Source organism: Flavobacterium sp. IC2-16, from assembly GCF_055521455.1.
The window spans coordinates 62,745-81,722 of record NZ_CM145480.1 but is presented as its reverse complement, the minus strand read 5'-3'; the positions used below and the strand labels follow the sequence as shown (position 1 = coordinate 81,722).

Sequence of the window (18,978 nt, the reverse complement as noted above, 5' to 3'; positions counted from 1 at the left end):
AAAAAAGGCTACTCTTGCGAATAGCCTTTATGTAAGTGATTTGATAAAATTATTTAATGCCTAATTCTTCAAATTTAGCGACTAATTTAGGATCTGATGGGCGAGGAGCATCAGCAGATACAATTTTTCCGTTAGGATCTACTAAAATGAATCTTGGAATACCTTCAATAGCGTAATCAGTTACGAATTTAGAGCTCCAGTTTTTATCGGCAAACAATTGGATTCCTCCTAATTTTTTCTCTTCAACAAATTTTTTCCACTTTTCGTGGTCTTTTATATCATCAATAGAAAGGCTTACAAATTCAATGTTTTTTCCGTGAAAATCTTCTTCTATTTTTTGTAGACTCGGAATTTCACGACGACAAGGTCCGCACCAAGTAGCCCAAACATCAATATAAACATATTTACCTTTTAAACTTTCTAAAGAAGTTGTTCCACCTTTGAAATTCTCATAATCAAATGTAGGTGAAACATTTCCAGGAGTTAAGGTTTTAATTTTATTGAATTTTTTTGTCAACGCTTCTTTTGCATTCTCATCGGTAGATAATGACATGATTTCATTATAAAGCATTGTAGCTTCTGGGTTTCCAGCGCTTACTTCGTAGGCTACACTTTGTAAGTGCGCGTTTTTAATGGCAGGACTTTTAATTTTTTTAATTTCTGGTAACGCTAATTTATATGTGTATTCGTCATTTTCATTCATTTTGGAATACAATTCATTATTAAATTTTGTTGCTACCAGTTGTTTGTAAGAAGAAGAAAACAGAAAATCAGATTCGTTATCTAAATCCGTTTTATCGTTAAATTTTGGAAAGCTTTCAGAAGGTATAAAGCCTTCAATTTTAGCGTAATGCGTATGATAACTTGGATAGTTTAAGTATTGCAATTGCTCGAAAAAATCGATGCTTCTCAATTCGTTTTTCTTAAATGAAGCGTCGGTTATTTTCGATTTGTTCAATAAATCTACCATTGCTAATTTAACTTCTTTTACCTTATTTAAAAAAGCTGTTTCATCTAATGCATAAAACTCCTGAACACTTCCCATTAATTTATTAACAGTTGCCGATTTGTTTACGAAATACGTATTTTCCAATGCACCATTTCCTGAAAACTTTATTGAAGGAATGAAATTTTTCTCATCGGCATTTATAACCAGTTTGCTTCCTTTTCCTAAATATAAAGCCGAACGATTGCCTTTTGTTAGTAGGTTGTACGAACCAGAATAAGCAATATCAAACGTTTGGTTGAACGTTCCATCGGGTTTTACTTGGATTTCTTTTTCGAAAGATTCTCCTTTGATTGTGATGGTTGTTCCATCGTAATTACTGATTTTTCCAGAAACCGTTACCGTTTCTTTTGGAGTAGTAAAAGACATTAATATTAATGTTAGTACTACGTAAAATGTGTTTTTCATGTTTAATAGTTATTTAGCTTTTCAAAAGTAAAAAAAATACGATAGAAAACTTCATAATGAAATACTAATAAATTAGCTTGCTTTTTAGCGCCTTTTTACGGAATTTTGGGGCGCAAACTAACAACTACAATGGAAACAGTACATTACATAAGTTCTGATGTTTTTACCTTAGAACTTCTTCATGAAATTATTGCTCACAATTTCACACTTGAATTATCTGAAGAAGCCCGAATTAATATTGAAAAATGCCGTCTGTATCTCGATAAAAAAATGGAAACACATCATGAACCGATATACGGAATCAATACAGGTTTCGGTTCGCTTTGTAATGTGAAAATTTCCAATGAAAACCTTTCTCAACTTCAGGAGAACTTAATGAAATCGCATGCTTGTGGAACTGGTGATGAAGTACCTCATGAAATTGTGAAAATAATGCTTCTACTGAAAATTAAATCGTTGAGCTATGGGAATTCTGGGGTTCAATTGGCTACAGTAGAGCGTTTAATCGATTTTTATAACAACGATATTCTTCCAGTAGTTTATACTCAAGGTTCATTAGGCGCTTCGGGTGATTTAGCACCTTTGGCACATTTATGCTTACCGCTGATTGGAGAAGGTGAAGTTTATGCAGATGGGTTTCGTCAGCCGGCGATGAAAGTCTTAGAGAAAAACGGTTGGAAACCAATTACACTACAATCGAAAGAAGGATTAGCGCTTTTAAACGGAACGCAATTTATGAGTTCTTACGGTTGTTACATATTGTTGAAAGCATGCAAATATTCTTATTTAGCAGATGTAATTGGAGCTATTTCTCTAGAAGGTTTTGATGGAAGAATTGATCCTTTCAACGAATTAATCCATATTGTTCGTCCGCACAAAGGTCAGATTAATACAGCAAGACGTTTTAATGAATTGTTGGAAGACAGTGAGATTATTGCGCGTCCAAAAGCTCATGTTCAAGATCCGTATTCATTCCGTTGTATTCCGCAAGTACATGGTGCTTCGAAAGATGCGATTGATTATGTGAAGAAAGTGTTTAAGACGGAGATTAACTCGGTTACCGATAATCCGAATATTTTTATTAACGAAGATTTAATTGTATCTGGTGGTAATTTCCACGGACAACCTTTAGCCTTAGCGTTAGATTTCTTAGGAATTGCTTTAGCGGAATTAGGTAATATTTCAGAAAGAAGAACCTATCAGTTGATTTCTGGATTAAGAGAATTGCCTGCGTTTTTGGTTAGTAACCCAGGTTTGAATTCCGGATTTATGATTCCTCAATATACTGCAGCCAGTATTGTTAGTCAGAATAAACAATTAGCAACCCCTGCAAGTGTTGATAGTATTGTTTCTTCAAACGGACAAGAAGATCATGTGAGTATGGGGGCAAACGGAGCTACAAAGTGTTTGAAAATTATGGAAAACCTGGAGCGTATTTTAGCTATTGAGTTGATGAATGCTTCTCAGGCCATAGAGTTTAGAAGACCTTTGAAATCAAGTGATTTTATCGAGACGTTCTTAAAATCGTTTAGAGAAGAAGTTCCATTAGTTGAAGAAGATAGAATTTTGCATTACGATATTGAACGTTCAATAGCCTTTTTGAATAGTTTGCAACTGGACAGCGACGTATTAGAATAATAAAAAAAGCCTCAATTTTGAGGCTTTTTTTATTTCATAAAATGAATACTAATTATGCCTAATAGCGCAGGAACTGATTGTACATAGAATATACTTCTTTGTACAGTTATGGCTCCATAAATTCCTGCAATAAAAACACAAGAAAGAAAGAATAAGGCAATGTAAAAACTCCAATGTACATCGCAAATAAATAACGACCAAATTAAGCCGGCAGCTAAAAAGCCATTGTATAAACCTTGATTTCCTGCCATTTGTTTCGTTTTTTCAAACATATCTGAAGGAACCGATTTAAATACTTTCTTCGCATATGTTGTCCACGCAAACATTTCAAGCCAAACGATATACAAATGGATAAAAGCGACAAATCCGATTAGTATTTTAGATAATAGTGTCATAACCGTATGTTTATTTATTTAGAAAACTATTGTTATTGTTGTCGTTTATTATTTTTAAAATCAATAAAACACCAGCCATTGCTTCAGAAAGCATTCCAACAATTAACATTACAGAAGCACCAGGCCAATGCATTAGTTTGAATAGCGCTCCCACGATGCTAATAATGCAGCCTAGTAAGAAAATAATAAGTATAAGTTTGTATTTAATGTTCATAAAAAAAGTAATTAATTAGAGTTCTCATTTTCGAAAATTCTTTCAATGCGTTTATCTGGAATTAACCACATTAAAGCTACCAAAATATAAATGATTCCAGAAATCATTTCGTGATAATATGTTGAAAATATTGCAATTAGATATAAAATTGCAGAGGCTTTACCTTTAATATCGTTACCAATTGCTTTGGATAAAACAGAATCTTTTCCGTGCTTTTTTATGATTAAATTTTGCAAAATCACATAGGCAATTCCACACATAAATAGTACAAAACCGTAAATCAGCATGGGGAAGGCGGCAAAATGATGTTCGCCAATCCAAGCTGTAGCAAACGGAATTAGTGACAGCCAAAACAACAAATGTAAATTTGCCCATAAAATACCGCCTGTTACCTGTTTCACAGTATGCATCATATGATGATGATTGTTCCAATAAATGCCAACATAAATAAAACTCAACAGGTAACTCACAAAAGCGGGTAGTAATTTCAACAACGATTTAAAATCGGTTCCATCAGGCTTTTGCATTTCGAGTACCATAATGGTTATAATAATGGCTAAAACGCCGTCACTAAAAGCTTCTAGTCTGTTTTTATTCATCGTTTAGACCTAAGGTTTTATGAATTCTTTTTTTATGATGCGTTTGTTTTAATTCGTTAGTACCAGATAAAATGCTAATATTTCCATCTACTTCTAACATCGCTAATTTTACATCTTTATAATGTTCTACTCCGTGTTCTCGCATGGCTTCTTGTAACTCGTCGGAAGTGATGCTTAATTTGGCAAGTGTCTCAAATTCAATTTTCCCATTATGCACAAGAATTTGAGGTTTGTCTTGTAAAATAACACCAACCGATTTGTATTTGAACATTAGTTTCTTGAGTAAGAAATTAACCAAAAATAAAACAAAAGCAGCGGTTAAACCTCCAACTAAGCTGGTGTCACTTCCCACCATTGCATTTTGCACTGAGTTGCTAATCAATAAAATAAGAATAACATCTGAGGTGTTAAGTTGCGAAAGTTCTTTTTTCCCGAAAATCCGCAATGCTATTACCATAAAAAAATATACGGATACGCTTCGCAGGATTATATCGAGATAAGGATTCAATTATTTTGTAATTAAAAGATTCGAAAATTTGGTTATTTCCATTTGAAATTTTTCTCAATAGCCTTAATCATTTCCCCTGCAATATCCTTTTGTGTTGCACCTTCAATACCTTCTAATCCAGGCGAAGAGTTTACTTCAAGAAGTAATGGTCCTTTCGTTGAACGAATAATATCCACACCAGCAACTTTCAAATTCATGGCTTTTGCAGCTTTAATAGCTATTCTTTTTTCTTCGGAAGTTACTTTCACAACAGATGCTGTTCCTCCTAAATGAATATTTGCTCTAAATTCTCCAGGAAGTGCTTCACGTTGCATGGCAGCAACTACTTTTCCATCCACTACAAACAAACGTAAATCTTTACCGTTTGCTTCTTTAATGAATTCTTGTACTAAGATGTTGGCATTTAAACTTTTAAAAGCATTAATAACCGATTCGGCTGCTTTTTTGGTTTCGGCTAAAACCACACCTTTACCTTGCGTTCCTTCCAATAATTTTACAATTAGGGGAGAGCCACCTACCATCTTAATCAAGTCGTTTGTATCTAAAGGTGAATTGGCAAATCCTGTAGTTGGAATGTCAACACCATTATTTAAAAGCAATTGCAGCGAAAATAATTTGTCTCTCGACTGACTAATAGCTGCTGAATTATTTAAAGCAAAAACTTTTAATGCTTCAAACTGGCGTGTTAAAGCACAACCATAATAGGTCATACTTGGGCGTATTCTTGGAATTACTGCGTCGAAATCGTTTAAAACCCGACCACCACGATAATGAATTTCGGGAGTGTCGGCATCAAGTTTCATGTAGCAGTATTTTAAATTTAAGAAATGCATTTCATGACCACGCATTTCTCCAGCTTCCATAATACGTTTGTTGCTGTATAATTCTGGATTACTAGCTAATAAGCCAATACGAAGACCTTTTTTTCCGGTATCTTCGGCATAGTAATATTCTTTTATTTTTTCATTGGTAGGTTGTCCTAATAAGTATTTTTGTTCAGGATCTACCAAAATTCTACCTGACATTGCTTCGCGTCCCAATAACATTCGGAATCCCATGGAATCCCTATTGGTCAGAGTAAGTTCAACATCCCAAATACTTCCTCCAATTTCCAACGTTGTTTTAATAACATAACGTTGTTCTCGGTAACCACTAGAACTTTTAACAACGCGTTTATCTATAAGAACAGCTTCACAATGAATAACCGCCTTAAGGTTGTTTTGAATAGGGTTGATGTCGAATTTTATCCAGTTTTCTCCGTTTTTTTCGAAAGGAGTAATGTTGGTGGCATGTAGTGCCGAAGTTTTTGCTCCCGAATCGACACGGGCTTTGATAACAGGAATTCCTAAAGATGGGAAAGAACACCATTCTTCGCTTCCTACAATTACTTTGTCAAGCATTTTTTATTGATTTAGCAGTTCTAAAGTACTACTTTTTTTGTAATGCTTTGCAAAATCTGTATAAAAAAGAAAAAACCTACTAATTAGTAGGTTTTTCAGCTTTATTGATAGTGATATTCAATTCTTGTTTCTTTTCGTCGTAATCCATGAAAATCTCGTCTCCTTCATGAATTTTTGAAGTAATAATTTCTTCAGCTAACTCATCTTCAACGTATTTTTGAATGGCTCTTTTAAGCGGACGCGCACCAAATTGTTTGTCAAAACCTTTTTCAGCAATATAATCTTTTGCTTTTTCAGAAAGTTTTAATTTATATCCTAAGTCAGCAACACGTGCATATAACTTATCCATTTCGATGTCTATGATTTTATCAATATCTTCTTTTTCTAATGCATTAAATACGATAACATCATCAATACGATTCAAAAACTCTGGAGCAAAAGCTTTTTTAAGAGCATTTTCAATAACTCCTTTTGCCATGTCGTCTGCTTGTGCTGTTTTAGAGGCAGTTCCGAAACCAACTCCGGTACCGAAATCTTTCAATTGACGTGCACCAACATTCGAAGTCATGATGATAATAGTGTTTCTGAAATCGATTTTGCGACCTAAACTGTCAGTTAAATGCCCATCATCCAGAACTTGTAACATCATGTTGAATACATCTGGATGTGCTTTTTCAATCTCATCTAGAAGTACAACACAATATGGTTTTCTTCTAACTTTTTCTGTTAACTGACCGCCTTCTTCATAACCAACGTATCCCGGAGGCGCACCAACTAATCTTGAAATAGCAAATTTTTCCATGTATTCACTCATGTCAATACGAACTAACGCATCTTCAGAATCGAACAATTCTTTAGCAATAACCTTAGCCAATTGTGTTTTACCAACTCCAGTTTGTCCTAAGAAAATGAAGGAACCAATTGGTTTGTTTGGATCTTTTAAACCAGCACGGTTTCTTTGGATAGATTTGGCAATTTTCATTACTGCCTCATCTTGTCCAATTACCTTACCTTTAATAAGTTCCGGTAGGTGAGCTAATTTATTACTTTCAGTTTGAGCAATACGATTAACAGGAATACCAGTCATCATAGAAACCACATCGGCAACATTGTCATCAGTAACAGTGATTCGGTTACTTTTTGAATCCTCTTCCCATTGTTCTTGAGCAATTGCAAGGTCTTTTTCAATACGTTTTTCGTCGTCGCGTAATTTGGCAGCTTCTTCGTATTTCTGTTTTTTAACTACCGAATTTTTCAATTCACGTACTTCTTCCAATTGTTTTTCTAACTCTAAGATTTGTTTTGGAACATCAATATTGGTAATATGAACACGTGAACCTGCTTCGTCCAAAGCATCAATAGCTTTGTCTGGCAAGAAACGTTCGGTCATGTATCGGTTTGTTAATTTAACACAAGCTTCGATTGCTTCTGGAGTGTAAATAACATTATGATGGTCTTCATATTTTGCTTTGATGTTGTTCAGTATGGTTATTGTTTCTTCTACAGAAGTAGGTTCAACAATTACTTTTTGAAAACGACGTTCTAAAGCGCCATCTTTTTCAATATACTGACGGTATTCGTCTAGAGTTGTGGCACCAATACATTGAATTTCACCTCTAGCTAAAGCCGGTTTAAACATGTTTGATGCATCTAAAGAACCTGTAGCTCCACCAGCACCAACAATCGTGTGGATTTCATCAATGAATAGAATAATATCATCATTTTTTTCTAATTCATTCATCACGGCTTTCATACGCTCTTCAAATTGACCACGATACTTAGTTCCAGCTACTAAACTGGCTAAGTCTAAGGTTACAACGCGTTTGTTGAATAAAATACGTGAAACTTTTTTCTGAATGATACGAAGTGCTAAACCCTCTGCAATAGCGGATTTACCAACTCCAGGTTCACCAATTAAAAGCGGATTGTTTTTCTTTCTTCGGCTTAAAATTTGTGAAACACGTTCAATTTCTTTTTCACGACCTACAACAGGGTCTAATTTACCTTCTTCGGCAAGTTCTGTTAAATCACGACCAAAATTATCAAGAACAGGTGTTTTTGATTTTTTATTGGTTTTTCCTGCTCCGGCTGGATTGTTAAAACCACCGTCGCGAATACTGTCATCTTGTCCTGAATCGTCGTTAAAAGATTCGTTTTTTGGCAAGTTATCTAAATAATCTTCTTCGTTTGATGTCATAGCTATAAAGTGTTCTTTAACGAGTTCGTAATCAATTTTGAGTTTGTTTAGCAATTTTGTTGTGGGATCATTCTCGTTTCTAAGAATGCACAACAATAAGTGAGCAGTACTAATAGAAGTACTTTGAAAAACTTTAGCTTCTAAAAAAGTGGTACGTAAAGCGCGTTCTGCCTGACGAGTCAAATGCAGGTTTTTCTTTTCGTTACTTCTTTCAGCATTAGGGTTAGCGGGGCTTATGATTTCAATTTTTCGACGTAAATGTTCTAAATCAACCGAAAGATTGTTCAGTATATTTATAGCGGTTCCGTTCCCGTCTCTTAAAATTCCAAGCATTAAATGTTCCGTCCCAATAAAGTCGTGACCTAAACGTAAAGCTTCTTCTTTACTATAGGTAATCACATCTTTTACTCTAGGTGAAAAATTATCATCCATCACAAAAATCTTTAAGTATGTAAATTTACAAATTCTTACAACTAAGTACAAAAATCATACCCAGTAAGAATGGATTATGAATTATTGCTAATTGACAAAAAAAAATTGAATAAAAAAAGACAAAATAGCAGGTTTTTTCAACCGTTTCATAAATAAGTTATGTTAATAAAATCATGAAAATTGTGAATAAATAACATTTTCAATACTTCAAAAATGCGTATATTGGCACGTTTAGAAAATAATATAATTTTAATTGTAAATACCTATGTCTGAAGGAGAAAAGTTAATTCCTATTAACATTGAGGATGAAATGAAATCAGCTTACATCGATTATTCGATGTCGGTAATTGTATCCAGAGCACTTCCTGATGTTAGAGATGGCTTGAAACCAGTACACCGAAGAGTTTTATTCGGGATGTACGAATTAGGAGTATTATCAAACAGAGCACATAAAAAGTCAGCGAGAATTGTAGGGGAGGTTCTTGGTAAGTACCACCCGCACGGTGACAGTTCAGTATACGATGCCATGGTTCGTATGGCACAAGAGTGGAGTTTACGTTATTTAATGGTAGACGGTCAAGGTAACTTTGGTTCGGTAGATGGTGACAGTCCTGCAGCAATGCGTTATACCGAAGCTCGTATGAAAAAGTTTTCGGAAGAAATGTTGGCTGATATCGATAAAGAAACGGTAGACTTCCAGTTAAACTTCGACGACACTTTAGAGGAGCCAAAAGTAATGCCAACGAAAGTGCCAAACTTATTAGTGAATGGTGCATCTGGTATTGCCGTAGGTATGGCTACCAATATGGCACCTCACAACTTAACAGAAGTAATTGATGGTACTTTAGCGTATATTGATAATAATGAGATTGAGATTGACGAATTAATCACTCTAATTAAAGCACCGGATTTCCCAACAGGAGGAATTATTTACGGTATGGATGGTGTTCGTGAAGCATTTAAAACTGGTCGCGGACGTGTTGTTATGCGTGCTAAGGTTGCTTTTGAAGAAGTTGATGGTCGCGAATCTATTATTGTTACCGAAATTCCATATCAGGTTAATAAAGCTGCAATGATTAAACATACTGCAGATTTAGTTAACGAGAAGAAAATTGAAGGAATTTCAACCATCCGTGACGAATCAGACAGAAACGGCATGCGAATTGTTTATGTGTTAAAACGTGAAGCCGTTCCGAATGTTGTTTTAAATACCTTATATAAGTATACGCAATTGCAGTCGTCTTTCAGTGTGAATAATATCGCATTGGTTAACGGACGTCCGCAAATGTTGAATCTAAAAGATCTTATTCATTATTTCGTAGAACACCGTCATGATGTAGTTACGCGTCGTGCACAGTTTGATTTGCGTAAAGCTGAAGAAAGAGCACATATTTTAGAAGGTTTAATTATTGCTTCGGATAATATTGATGAAGTAATTCAATTGATTAGGGCTTCTAAAGATGGAGACGAGGCTAGAGGTAAATTAATCGAACGTTTTAACTTATCTGAAATTCAAGCTCGTGCCATTGTAGAGATGCGTTTACGTCAGTTAACAGGTCTTGAGCAAGATAAATTGCGCGCTGAGTATGATGAAATCATGAAATTGATTGCTTATTTGAAAGAATTATTAGCAAGCAAAGAAATGAGAATGCAGGTAATTAAAGATGAGTTAGCTGAAATCAGAGATAAATATGGCGATGCTCGTCGTTCACAAATTGAATATGCTGGTGGTGATGTAAGTATTGAAGATTTAATTGCTGATGAACAAGTAGTTATTACTATTTCTCACGCAGGTTATATCAAACGTACACCACTTTCTGAATACAAAACACAAAATAGAGGAGGGGTTGGTCAAAAATCGGCTGGTACTCGTGATGCAGATTTCTTGGAGCATATGTATGTGGCAACAAACCACCAATATATGTTGTTCTTTACGCAAAAAGGAAAATGTTTCTGGATGCGTGTATACGAAATTCCGGAAGGAAGTAAAACAAGTAAAGGTCGTGCAATTCAAAACCTTATCAACATCGAGAATGACGATAAAGTAAAAGCCTTCATTTGTACACAAGACTTAAAAGATCAAGAATACATCAATAACCATTATGTAATTATGGTTACTAAACAAGGTCAGGTTAAGAAAACCGCTTTAGAGTCGTATTCAAGACCACGTGTAAATGGAGTTGCTGCAATTACTATTAAAGAAGATGACGAATTACTAGAAGCAAAATTAACTACTGGAAACAGCCAAGTGTTAATTGCGGTGAGATCAGGTAAATTAGTTCGTTTCGAAGAAGAGAAAACGCGTCCGATGGGTAGAACAGCTTCTGGTGTTCGTGGAATTACCCTAGCTGATGATAAAGATGAAGTAATTGGAATGGTTTCTGTTGATAGAGATCATGTAGGTGATTCTCAGATTTTAGTAGTAACTGAAAATGGTTTTGGAAAACGTACACGATTAGTTGATGAAGATGGAGAAGATGTATACCGTATTACAAACCGTGGAGGTAAAGGTGTTAAAACATTAAACCTTACAGAAAAAACTGGCTCGCTTATTGCTATTAACAGCGTAACAGATGAAGACGATTTAATGATTATTAATAAATCTGGGTTAACCATCAGAATGCGTGTTTCCGATTTACGTGTAATGGGACGTGCTACACAAGGTGTTCGTTTAATTAATATTAAAGGAAGTGATGCCATTGCAGCCGTTGCTAAAGTAATGCGTGAAGAAGAAAGCGATGAGATGGAAGAAGGTTTTGAAAATGAAAATTTAGACGCTTCAACTGAAACAAACGATTCACAAGAATAAATAACAAACAGAAATAAAATGAAAGTAAAATATTTCTTATTAGCATCATCGTTGATGCTTTCGGCTGCTTCTTTCGCTCAGAAAGATGAGTTAAAAACCTTAAAAAAATTATATGCTAAAGACCAATTGTCTGCTGATGATATGTCAACATACAAAGGAACAGTATATAAGTTGAGTTCAATGACAGGTTTGTCAGAAACGGATATGGTTTATTCTAATTTTTACAAATCCATGTTGCCGATATTAGAGCTTAATGATGCAATGATGAAAAATCCAAATGATTTGCAATCATTCACAAAAAGCTTAACTCCAGCGAATATCAATATGTTAGCTAAAGGCTTAAACGATGTTTTGGATTTTGAGAAAAAATCTGGTAAGGAAATTTATTCAGATGATATTAAAGAAACTATAAAAAGTTTTAAACCCATGATGATGCAATATGCATTTGGTTTGAATCAAGCATCAAAATTTGGTGAGGCATCTAAATTGTTTGAAAGTATTTATTATTTAGATAAATCTGACGCTGACAATCTATACAATGCAGCACTTTTAGCTCTACAAGTTCAGGATTATGACAGTGCGCTTAGAGATTATGAAGAGTTAATTAAAATTGGTTATACTGGAGAGGGTACTAGTTACATCGCTTTAAACAAATTAAACGGTCAAGAAGATACGTTTGGTTCTGATGAAGAAAGAAAAAATGCTATCAGAGTTGGTACTCATGAAAAACCACGTGATGAAAAAATTCCATCTAAAAAAGGTGAAATTTATAAACACTATGCTTCAATTCTACTAGAAAAAGGCAAAGCTGAGGAAGCAAAAAAAGCTATTTCTGATGCAAGAAAATTAAATCCTCAAGATACTGACTTGATTTTGGCAGAAGCTAATTTATATTATGAAGCTAAAGATTTAGATACGTATAAAAAATTAATAAATGAAGCATTAGCACTGAAGCCAAACGATGCAGATTTATTATTTAATCTTGGAGTAGTTTCTACTTCTTCTGGAGATATTGAAGGGGCTAAAAAATACTACGAAAAAGTTATTGCTGTAGACCCTACGTATTTTAATGCATATAACAACCTTGGTGCTTTATGTGTTTATGGTGATGATAAAATTGTGAAAGAAATGAATTCATTAGGGATGTCAGCTAAAGAGGCAAAACGTTATGATGAATTAAAAGCAAAACGTCAAACTATGTTTAAAACGGCTATGCCATATTATGAGAAATATTTAGAATTAAAACCTAAAGATGAAAACGGAAAAGCAATGTTGCTTAATATTTATCAGTTTTTAGGTATGGATGCAAAATATAAAGCATTAAAAGCTGCTAAATAATTCTCTTTCCTTTCCCTATTGAGTATAAAAAAACCACGCCCAGCGTGGTTTTTTTATTTATATGATTTTCTTAATCACCCTTAATTTATGTGTGTGTCTTCCAGTATCCACATTGTATATTCCTAAGTGGTCTAACCTATCGATTCTTACTTTCCCATGGGCATGAATAATGTAGTTGTTTTCCATAATCATCCCTACATGGATAATACGACCTTCTTCGTTATCAAAAAATGCTAAATCTCCTGGCTCACTTTCTTCAATAAAACTTAAAGCATCACCCAACATTGCTTGTTGTGAAGCATCACGTAAAATGGAATGTCCGTTTAATTTATAGACCATTTGAGTGAAACCCGAACAATCAATTCCAAAAGGTGTTTTGCCTCCCCATAAATAGGGGGCGTTCAAATACATAAATGCGGTTTTGATAAGTTCGGATTTAGGTTTTACACCACAAACTTTTACACCTTCGAAAGTAAATTGACTCGTGTTTATTTCGGGATTGTCTAAAAAAGATAACGAACTACCAATAGGAATTGGCATTAAGTAGCTGTTTGGAGTAGTGATATATTCAATTAAATCACCATTTAAAACTTCAGTTGAAGCAGAAAGTAAATTGTAATTCTCTTCGCTGATTTTTTGAAATTGTTTGTTGTCAATCCATCCTTCATAATTGTCGTATGCCAATTGTATTTTGGACCATTTTTCGGTTTGTTCCAAAATTTTAAAATGTTCACCAAACAAAACTTGAGAAACTAATTCGCTTCTGTCGCTTGGTTCAAAACGTAGCGGTACAATTGCTAAATTACAAATTGCAAACATTTAAGGTAATTAGGAGTTGTAAATTAAGAGTTATAGAATTTAAACCATAACTCTTAATTTTGAAAATTTATTAACTGATTAAGCTCTTTCGATTACAATAGCAGAAGCACCACCACCACCATTACAAATAGCAGCTGCACCAACTTTTGCGTTATTTTGCTCTAAAACATTTAGTAAAGTAACAACAATTCTTGCTCCCGAACATCCAAGAGGATGGCCTAAAGAAACTGCGCCACCGTTTACGTTAATTTTATTATTGTCTAGTCCTAAGATTTTAGCATTTGCTAAACCTACAACTGAAAAAGCCTCGTTAAATTCGAAGAAATCAACATCTGATATTGAGATACCAGCTTTGTCTAAAGCCTTAGGTAATGCTTTTGCAGGAGCTGTAGTAAACCATTTTGGTTCTTGAGCAGCATCTGCGTAAGATTTTATATAAGCTAAAGGTTTTAATCCTAAAGCATTTGCTTTTTCTTCACTCATTAAAACTACTGCAGCAGCACCATCATTAATGGTTGATGCGTTTGCCGCTGTAACTGTACCGTCTTTAGTAAAAACAGCATTTAAGGTAGGGATTCTGTCTAATTTTACGTTGGTGTATTCTTCATCTTTAGCGAAAACTATTGGGTCACCTTTACGTTGCGGGATAGATACAGGAACAATTTCATTGTTAAATTTACCAGCTTCCCAAGCTTTTGCAGAACGCTCATACGATTGAATAGCAAAAGCATCTTGTTCTTCTCTCGAAATGTTATATTCAGTAGCACATAAATCGGCACAAACACCCATAGCATTGTTATCGTAAGCATCAGTCAAACCGTCTTTTTGCATACCATCCAATAAAGTTGCAGGACCAAATTTCGCACCATTTCTCATGTGTACATAATGTGGAATCAAACTCATATTTTCCATACCACCAGCAACTACAACTTCTGCATCACCAGCCATAATAGCTTGTGCACCTTGCATAATAGCTTTCATTCCAGAAGCACATACTTTATTAATAGTAGTACAAGCAACAGTATTAGGTAATCCTGCATAAATTGCTGCTTGACGAGCAGGTGCTTGACCTGTTCCAGCTTGAACAACATTCCCCATTAATACTTCATCAACAAGGTTTGGATCTAAATTAATTTTATTTAAAGCGCCTTTAATTGCAGTAGCGCCTAGTTGTGGAGCAGTAACAGTTGATAAACTTCCCATGAAACTACCAATTGGAGTTCTTACAGCTGATACAATAACTACTTTTTTACTCATGATATTATGTTGTTAGTTCGTTCAAGTTGCGAATTTAACCAAATTTGAGAAGATATTTTAATAATTAAACGGATTATTAACTTTTTAATTTTTAATGGATTTTTATGGCAATTGTTGTTTTAGCGTTTGATTCTATTGTGTTGACTATGAATGTGTTTTAAATTATCTTCAATTAAATTCAAAAAAAAGAGTAAAAATAGTTGCAGAAAACATATCGTTCAGTTACATTTGCAACCGCAAAAAAGGATAAGTTCTTTGCAACAGGAGAGGTGCCGGAGTGGTAACGGAGCAGATTGCTAATCTGTCGACGGGTAACCGTCGCCAGGGTTCGAGTCCCTGTCTCTCCGCTTTTTTTTGCTTTCGGGGTGTAGCGTAGCCCGGTCATCGCGCCTGGTTTGGGACCAGGAGGTCGCAGGTTCGAATCCTGCCACCCCGACAAGATAACTTCAGTATTCCCAATTTGACTGAGTTAAAGATTTAAGGTCCCGTAGCTCAGCTGGATAGAGCAACTGCCTTCTAAGCAGTAGGTCTCAGGTTCGAATCCTGACGGGATCACAAAAAAGCCTAGCATTTGCTAGGCTTTTTTGTTTTATATTATAAATGTTATTCATTATTGTTTCCAATTTTTTCAATCTCATTACTTTTTTTTAATCCTTTTTTGATAAATAAAAAAGGGATGCAAATTCCTAAGCCAATTAAAATTGCTGAATAATTTTCAAATGGTTCTATTCTTAAATATTGAGGTATTAAAGGGTTTTTGCTTGGACTCCCAATTTTAGTAATTAATAAAAGCAACCCAATTATGATTGTAACGATGCAACTTAATAAAATGGTAAAATAGTTTCTGACTGTTACAAATTGATTATTAAGTTGAAAAATATTTAAACGTAAAGCAAAAATTGGAATTAATGAAATAAGGATATAATCGATGGTGTTTATATTTAATCCAAAATAATATCCAATTTTATTTTGTAAAAAGTCATTTAAACCAAAAAGGGAAGTTGGTCCAATAATAAAATTTAGAAAACAGAATAGTAAACAAGAAACAAGTATTGATGTGTATAGGTAGCTTTTACTAATATTCTTTAGCATTTCTTATTCTAAACATTTTAAGAAATTAATAAAGTAATTTTCGGGATAAAAAGTTCTAGGAAAAGTTTTGGATAACAATTCTTTTTTCATGACATAATCTATACTTTCAGTTGCGTATGCAATACGGATAAATGTAATGGGCTGTGATTTTAAATCGTCAAAATTATCTTTTCCAAAAAGAAAATAACCATTTAAAACGCGTAGGTTGTTTTTGGTTTTTTCATCGAAAATTAACTGACTTTCACTGTTTTCTGAGGAAAGCAATGTAAGTATCTTGCCGTTTTTTAATTGTAAATATACTTTTGAAGTTAAATCAAAAGATTTAGCAGAAATGAAGTTTTTGCTTTTTTGTAAAAATTGAACTTGAAGATAAGGTACTCCATCAGAATTAATTAAGGAAAACGATAAAAAATCAGAAGTCTCAGTAAAATCTTTTTCGTAAACCAAATAATCAATAGTTTTCTTTAAATATGTGGAATCTGTTTTTTCTTCAATGTCATATTCACATTTAAATTGTTGTGCATTAATTTGTAATCCGAATAATAATATAAGTAAAAAGGCAATTTTTTTCATTCTCTAATTTTTTCGCAAATTAAAATTATTTTTTCATCATTTACATTCGTAGTAAAGAAACAATAGATATCTCCACCATCTTGAAGTTTCCATTTTTTTCTAATTTCTTCAACTTTCATTGGAAAATTTCGAGTAGAAACATTCATTTTAGCGCCTTCAAATTGCTTCATTTCTTTTTTATCGAATGGAATCACCTTTGTTATAGCAAATTTTCTGCCAGGAAATTCAATGTTATCGTTTGAAGTAAACAAATGCGTGTGTGGGTGTAATTTTTTAAGATGAAATTCAACGCCAATTGCTTCAAAAGCACCAGTTTTCATCATTGCTGCATTGGGTTCATACAAATAGTTTTGTGGAACACTTAATGTGCTTTTTTGTTCTGTTTTTGAAGAGTCGATTTTAAAAACATCAATATCATCTTTAGTTATTGAAACCGCATTTATTTCTAAAGAGCCGGTGTAATTGTTCTCAATTTCCCAAAGCAATTCCTTTACTTCATTATCTAGGGCAATAATATGAATTCTTTTTACAAATTTTAATTCATTCAAACCCGCTGTTATATCAAGTATTGGCGCTGTTTTAATTAGAATGTTATTTGAATAGTCAAAATAAACATCGAGTAAGTTCGGAACATTAGGAAGGCAGTCTTTAAGCATGAAAACTTTACCTTTTATATCGCTACGTCTGGAAGGATCAATGTAAATCCAATCCCATTTTTGATTTAATTTTTTTAAAATGTATAAACTATCTCCTTGGTAGCATTCAATATTTCGTTGATTTAAAATTTGAAAATTATGTTTGACTATTTCTGAAAGCGATTCGTTCATTTCGCAGTGAGCCACTTTATTGAACTCTTTGGCAAAATAGTAATCATCAATACCAAATCCTCCGGTTAAATCAATTAACGTAATTCCTTTGATTAAAGAAGCTTTGTATTGAGCTGTTCTTTCGGATGAAGTTTGTTCAATTGAAATTTTAGAAGGATAAATAATAAATCGGTGATTGTACCATGTTGGTAATTTTTCTTTGGCTTTAGCCTTCGAAGCAATCTGATTTAAGATGTCGTTCCATTTTATATCTGGAAACGGGTTTTTTGCGAGTGCCAGCTTTGGGAAGTTCACACTCATTGAGGCATTTATATAATCTTGAATTTCAGTACGTAAAAGGGGAGAGTCCAACTTAAATATCTTTGGTTAAAACTTTAACAATGTTATTGTTAGGGAAAAATTCTTTAGCAATTACTTTTAAAACAGTATATGCTGGAATTGCGACAATCATACCGGCTATGCCAAAAATAATTCCGCTAATTAATGTAATTAGAAAAATTTCTAATGGATGCGATTTAATGCTTTTTGAAAAAATGATTGGCTGACTAATATTGTTATCAATTAATTGAACAACCATAAAGCCAATAAAAACATACAAAGTTGTTGGTAAAATATCGGTTCTAAAATCCTGACCCAGCATACCTAACATAGTGAGTACAACCGCTAAAGACATTCCAATTAAAGGTCCGATATACGGAATAATGTTTAAGAAAGCACAAATAAGCGCAATTGTAAAGGCATTTTGTACACCAAAAATTAGCAGAACAATTAATTCTAAAATAAAAACGATTGTTAATTGTAAAACGATACCAGTGAAATATCGACCAAGTAGATAATTAATTTTAGTTACTGAAGTTATAATTTTTCCGGCATGTTGATCAGGAATGATTCGTCTGAAAACATATCTAAAGAGAACTTTATCTTTCATTAAGAAAAAAGAAATGAAGGTAACCGATGCTAAGCCAAGCCCAAGATTACTTATAATTCCAATAAACGTATTTAAAAAATCTGGTAAAAAATTAAAATTAAGTTTTGATGAAATATTTGAATCTTCAGCTAAAGAAAGCACATCGATATTATGTTCATTAAGATAGGTTATTGCTTGATTATATATGGTGGTTAAGTTATTTTGAATAGTATCCGTATCTAATAATGATAGGTTTTCACTTTGTGATATAATGAGTGGAACAAATAGCATTATGAAGCTCATTATCATACCCACAAAAAGTAATAGGGTAGTGAGGACAGCAATAGTAGTGTTGAACTTTAACCGATTCTTGAAAAATGATACTATTGGATTTCCAATTAAGGAAACTATAATAGCAATGATGAAAAATATAATGACAAGACTTATTTTGTATATGAAAAACAAAGCAAGTATTAGTAATGCGAGTGATAATGTCGCTTTGATAATTCCTTTTGAAATATCTTTATAAGTCATTTTGGCTTATTTCTAATGAAGAATA

The 18,978-nt window shown here is 33.6% G+C and carries 15 protein-coding genes and 3 tRNA genes; 6 read left to right on the top strand and 12 right to left on the bottom strand.

The window, feature by feature from the left end:
- Positions 1 to 49 precede the first annotated feature (49 nt).
- Positions 50 to 1,414, bottom strand: a complete 1,365-nt coding sequence (locus ACZ1JT_RS00375; RefSeq protein ID WP_465094193.1) for a redoxin domain-containing protein — start codon at positions 1,412 to 1,414, stop codon at positions 50 to 52.
- A gap of 129 nt (positions 1,415 to 1,543) precedes the next feature.
- Between ACZ1JT_RS00375 and hutH the strand changes: the two genes are divergently transcribed.
- Positions 1,544 to 3,052, top strand: coding sequence for a histidine ammonia-lyase (hutH, locus tag ACZ1JT_RS00370; RefSeq protein ID WP_465094192.1), 1,509 nt, complete (start codon positions 1,544 to 1,546; stop codon positions 3,050 to 3,052).
- Positions 3,053 to 3,081: 29 nt separating this feature from the next.
- Here hutH and ACZ1JT_RS00365 read toward each other — a convergent pair whose 3' ends face one another.
- The 6 genes from ACZ1JT_RS00365 to ACZ1JT_RS00340 all read right to left on the bottom strand — a co-directional run bounded on the left by ACZ1JT_RS00365 (position 3,082) and on the right by ACZ1JT_RS00340 (position 8,797).
- Entirely contained in the window at positions 3,082 to 3,447 is a 366-nt protein-coding gene (locus ACZ1JT_RS00365) for a DUF1304 domain-containing protein (RefSeq protein ID WP_465094191.1), read from the bottom strand.
- Positions 3,448 to 3,457: 10 nt separating this feature from the next.
- Entirely contained in the window at positions 3,458 to 3,661 is a 204-nt protein-coding gene (locus tag ACZ1JT_RS00360) for a GldL-related protein (protein ID WP_465094190.1), read from the bottom strand.
- Positions 3,662 to 3,672: 11 nt separating this feature from the next.
- A complete protein-coding gene (locus tag ACZ1JT_RS00355) occupies positions 3,673 to 4,260 on the bottom strand; it encodes a TMEM175 family protein (RefSeq protein WP_465094189.1) in 588 nt (195 codons plus the stop codon).
- Entirely contained in the window at positions 4,253 to 4,768 is a 516-nt protein-coding gene (locus ACZ1JT_RS00350) for a DUF421 domain-containing protein (protein ID WP_465094188.1), read from the bottom strand. The genes ACZ1JT_RS00355 and ACZ1JT_RS00350 overlap by 8 nt, the downstream gene beginning before the upstream one ends.
- Positions 4,769 to 4,800: 32 nt before the next feature.
- Positions 4,801 to 6,168 (bottom strand): 30S ribosomal protein S6--L-glutamate ligase, encoded by a 1,368-nt coding sequence (gene rimK, locus ACZ1JT_RS00345; RefSeq protein WP_465094187.1) that lies wholly within the window; start codon positions 6,166 to 6,168, stop codon positions 4,801 to 4,803.
- A 79-nt stretch (positions 6,169 to 6,247) separates the two neighbouring features.
- Positions 6,248 to 8,797, bottom strand: coding sequence for an ATP-dependent Clp protease ATP-binding subunit (locus ACZ1JT_RS00340; protein WP_465094186.1), 2,550 nt, complete (start codon positions 8,795 to 8,797; stop codon positions 6,248 to 6,250).
- Positions 8,798 to 9,062: 265 nt separating this feature from the next.
- Between ACZ1JT_RS00340 and gyrA the strand changes: the two genes are divergently transcribed.
- Both gyrA and ACZ1JT_RS00330 read left to right on the top strand, forming a co-directional pair.
- Complete coding sequence (gene gyrA, locus ACZ1JT_RS00335) at positions 9,063 to 11,606, top strand: DNA gyrase subunit A (RefSeq protein WP_465094185.1); 2,544 nt, start codon at positions 9,063 to 9,065, stop codon at positions 11,604 to 11,606.
- A gap of 18 nt (positions 11,607 to 11,624) precedes the next feature.
- Positions 11,625 to 12,944 carry a tetratricopeptide repeat protein gene (locus ACZ1JT_RS00330; RefSeq protein WP_465094184.1) on the top strand — a complete coding sequence of 440 codons (1,320 nt, stop codon included), beginning with the start codon at positions 11,625 to 11,627 and terminating at the stop codon, positions 12,942 to 12,944.
- Between the two features lie 57 nt (positions 12,945 to 13,001).
- Here the strand turns inward: ACZ1JT_RS00330 and ACZ1JT_RS00325 are convergent, their stop codons facing one another.
- Both ACZ1JT_RS00325 and ACZ1JT_RS00320 read right to left on the bottom strand, forming a co-directional pair.
- Positions 13,002 to 13,763 (bottom strand): C40 family peptidase, encoded by a 762-nt coding sequence (locus ACZ1JT_RS00325; protein ID WP_465094183.1) that lies wholly within the window; start codon positions 13,761 to 13,763, stop codon positions 13,002 to 13,004.
- Positions 13,764 to 13,841: 78 nt separating this feature from the next.
- The gene (locus ACZ1JT_RS00320) at positions 13,842 to 15,020 is read right to left on the bottom strand and encodes an acetyl-CoA C-acyltransferase (RefSeq protein ID WP_465094182.1); all 1,179 of its coding nucleotides are present in this window, start codon (positions 15,018 to 15,020) and stop codon (positions 13,842 to 13,844) included.
- Positions 15,021 to 15,283: 263 nt separating this feature from the next.
- Here ACZ1JT_RS00320 and ACZ1JT_RS00315 point away from each other — a divergent pair.
- From ACZ1JT_RS00315 to ACZ1JT_RS00305, 3 genes are all read left to right on the top strand, one after another.
- Positions 15,284 to 15,367: transfer RNA gene (locus ACZ1JT_RS00315), tRNA-Ser, on the top strand.
- 14 nt (positions 15,368 to 15,381) lie between these two features.
- Positions 15,382 to 15,456, top strand: a tRNA-Pro gene (locus ACZ1JT_RS00310).
- Between the two features lie 45 nt (positions 15,457 to 15,501).
- Positions 15,502 to 15,575 (top strand) — tRNA-Arg (locus tag ACZ1JT_RS00305).
- A 540-nt stretch (positions 15,576 to 16,115) separates the two neighbouring features.
- Here ACZ1JT_RS00305 and ACZ1JT_RS00300 read toward each other — a convergent pair.
- The 3 genes from ACZ1JT_RS00300 to ACZ1JT_RS00290 are packed head-to-tail and all read right to left on the bottom strand — an operon-like array spanning position 16,116 to position 18,953.
- Complete coding sequence (locus ACZ1JT_RS00300) at positions 16,116 to 16,685, bottom strand: hypothetical protein (RefSeq protein WP_465094181.1); 570 nt, start codon at positions 16,683 to 16,685, stop codon at positions 16,116 to 16,118.
- Positions 16,682 to 17,863 (bottom strand): class I SAM-dependent methyltransferase, encoded by a 1,182-nt coding sequence (locus ACZ1JT_RS00295; RefSeq protein ID WP_465094180.1) that lies wholly within the window; start codon positions 17,861 to 17,863, stop codon positions 16,682 to 16,684. Before ACZ1JT_RS00295 ends, ACZ1JT_RS00300 begins: the two co-directional genes overlap by 4 nt.
- A 1-nt stretch (position 17,864) precedes the next feature.
- Complete coding sequence (locus ACZ1JT_RS00290; RefSeq protein ID WP_465094179.1) at positions 17,865 to 18,953, bottom strand: AI-2E family transporter; 1,089 nt, start codon at positions 18,951 to 18,953, stop codon at positions 17,865 to 17,867.
- Positions 18,954 to 18,978 lie beyond the last annotated feature (25 nt).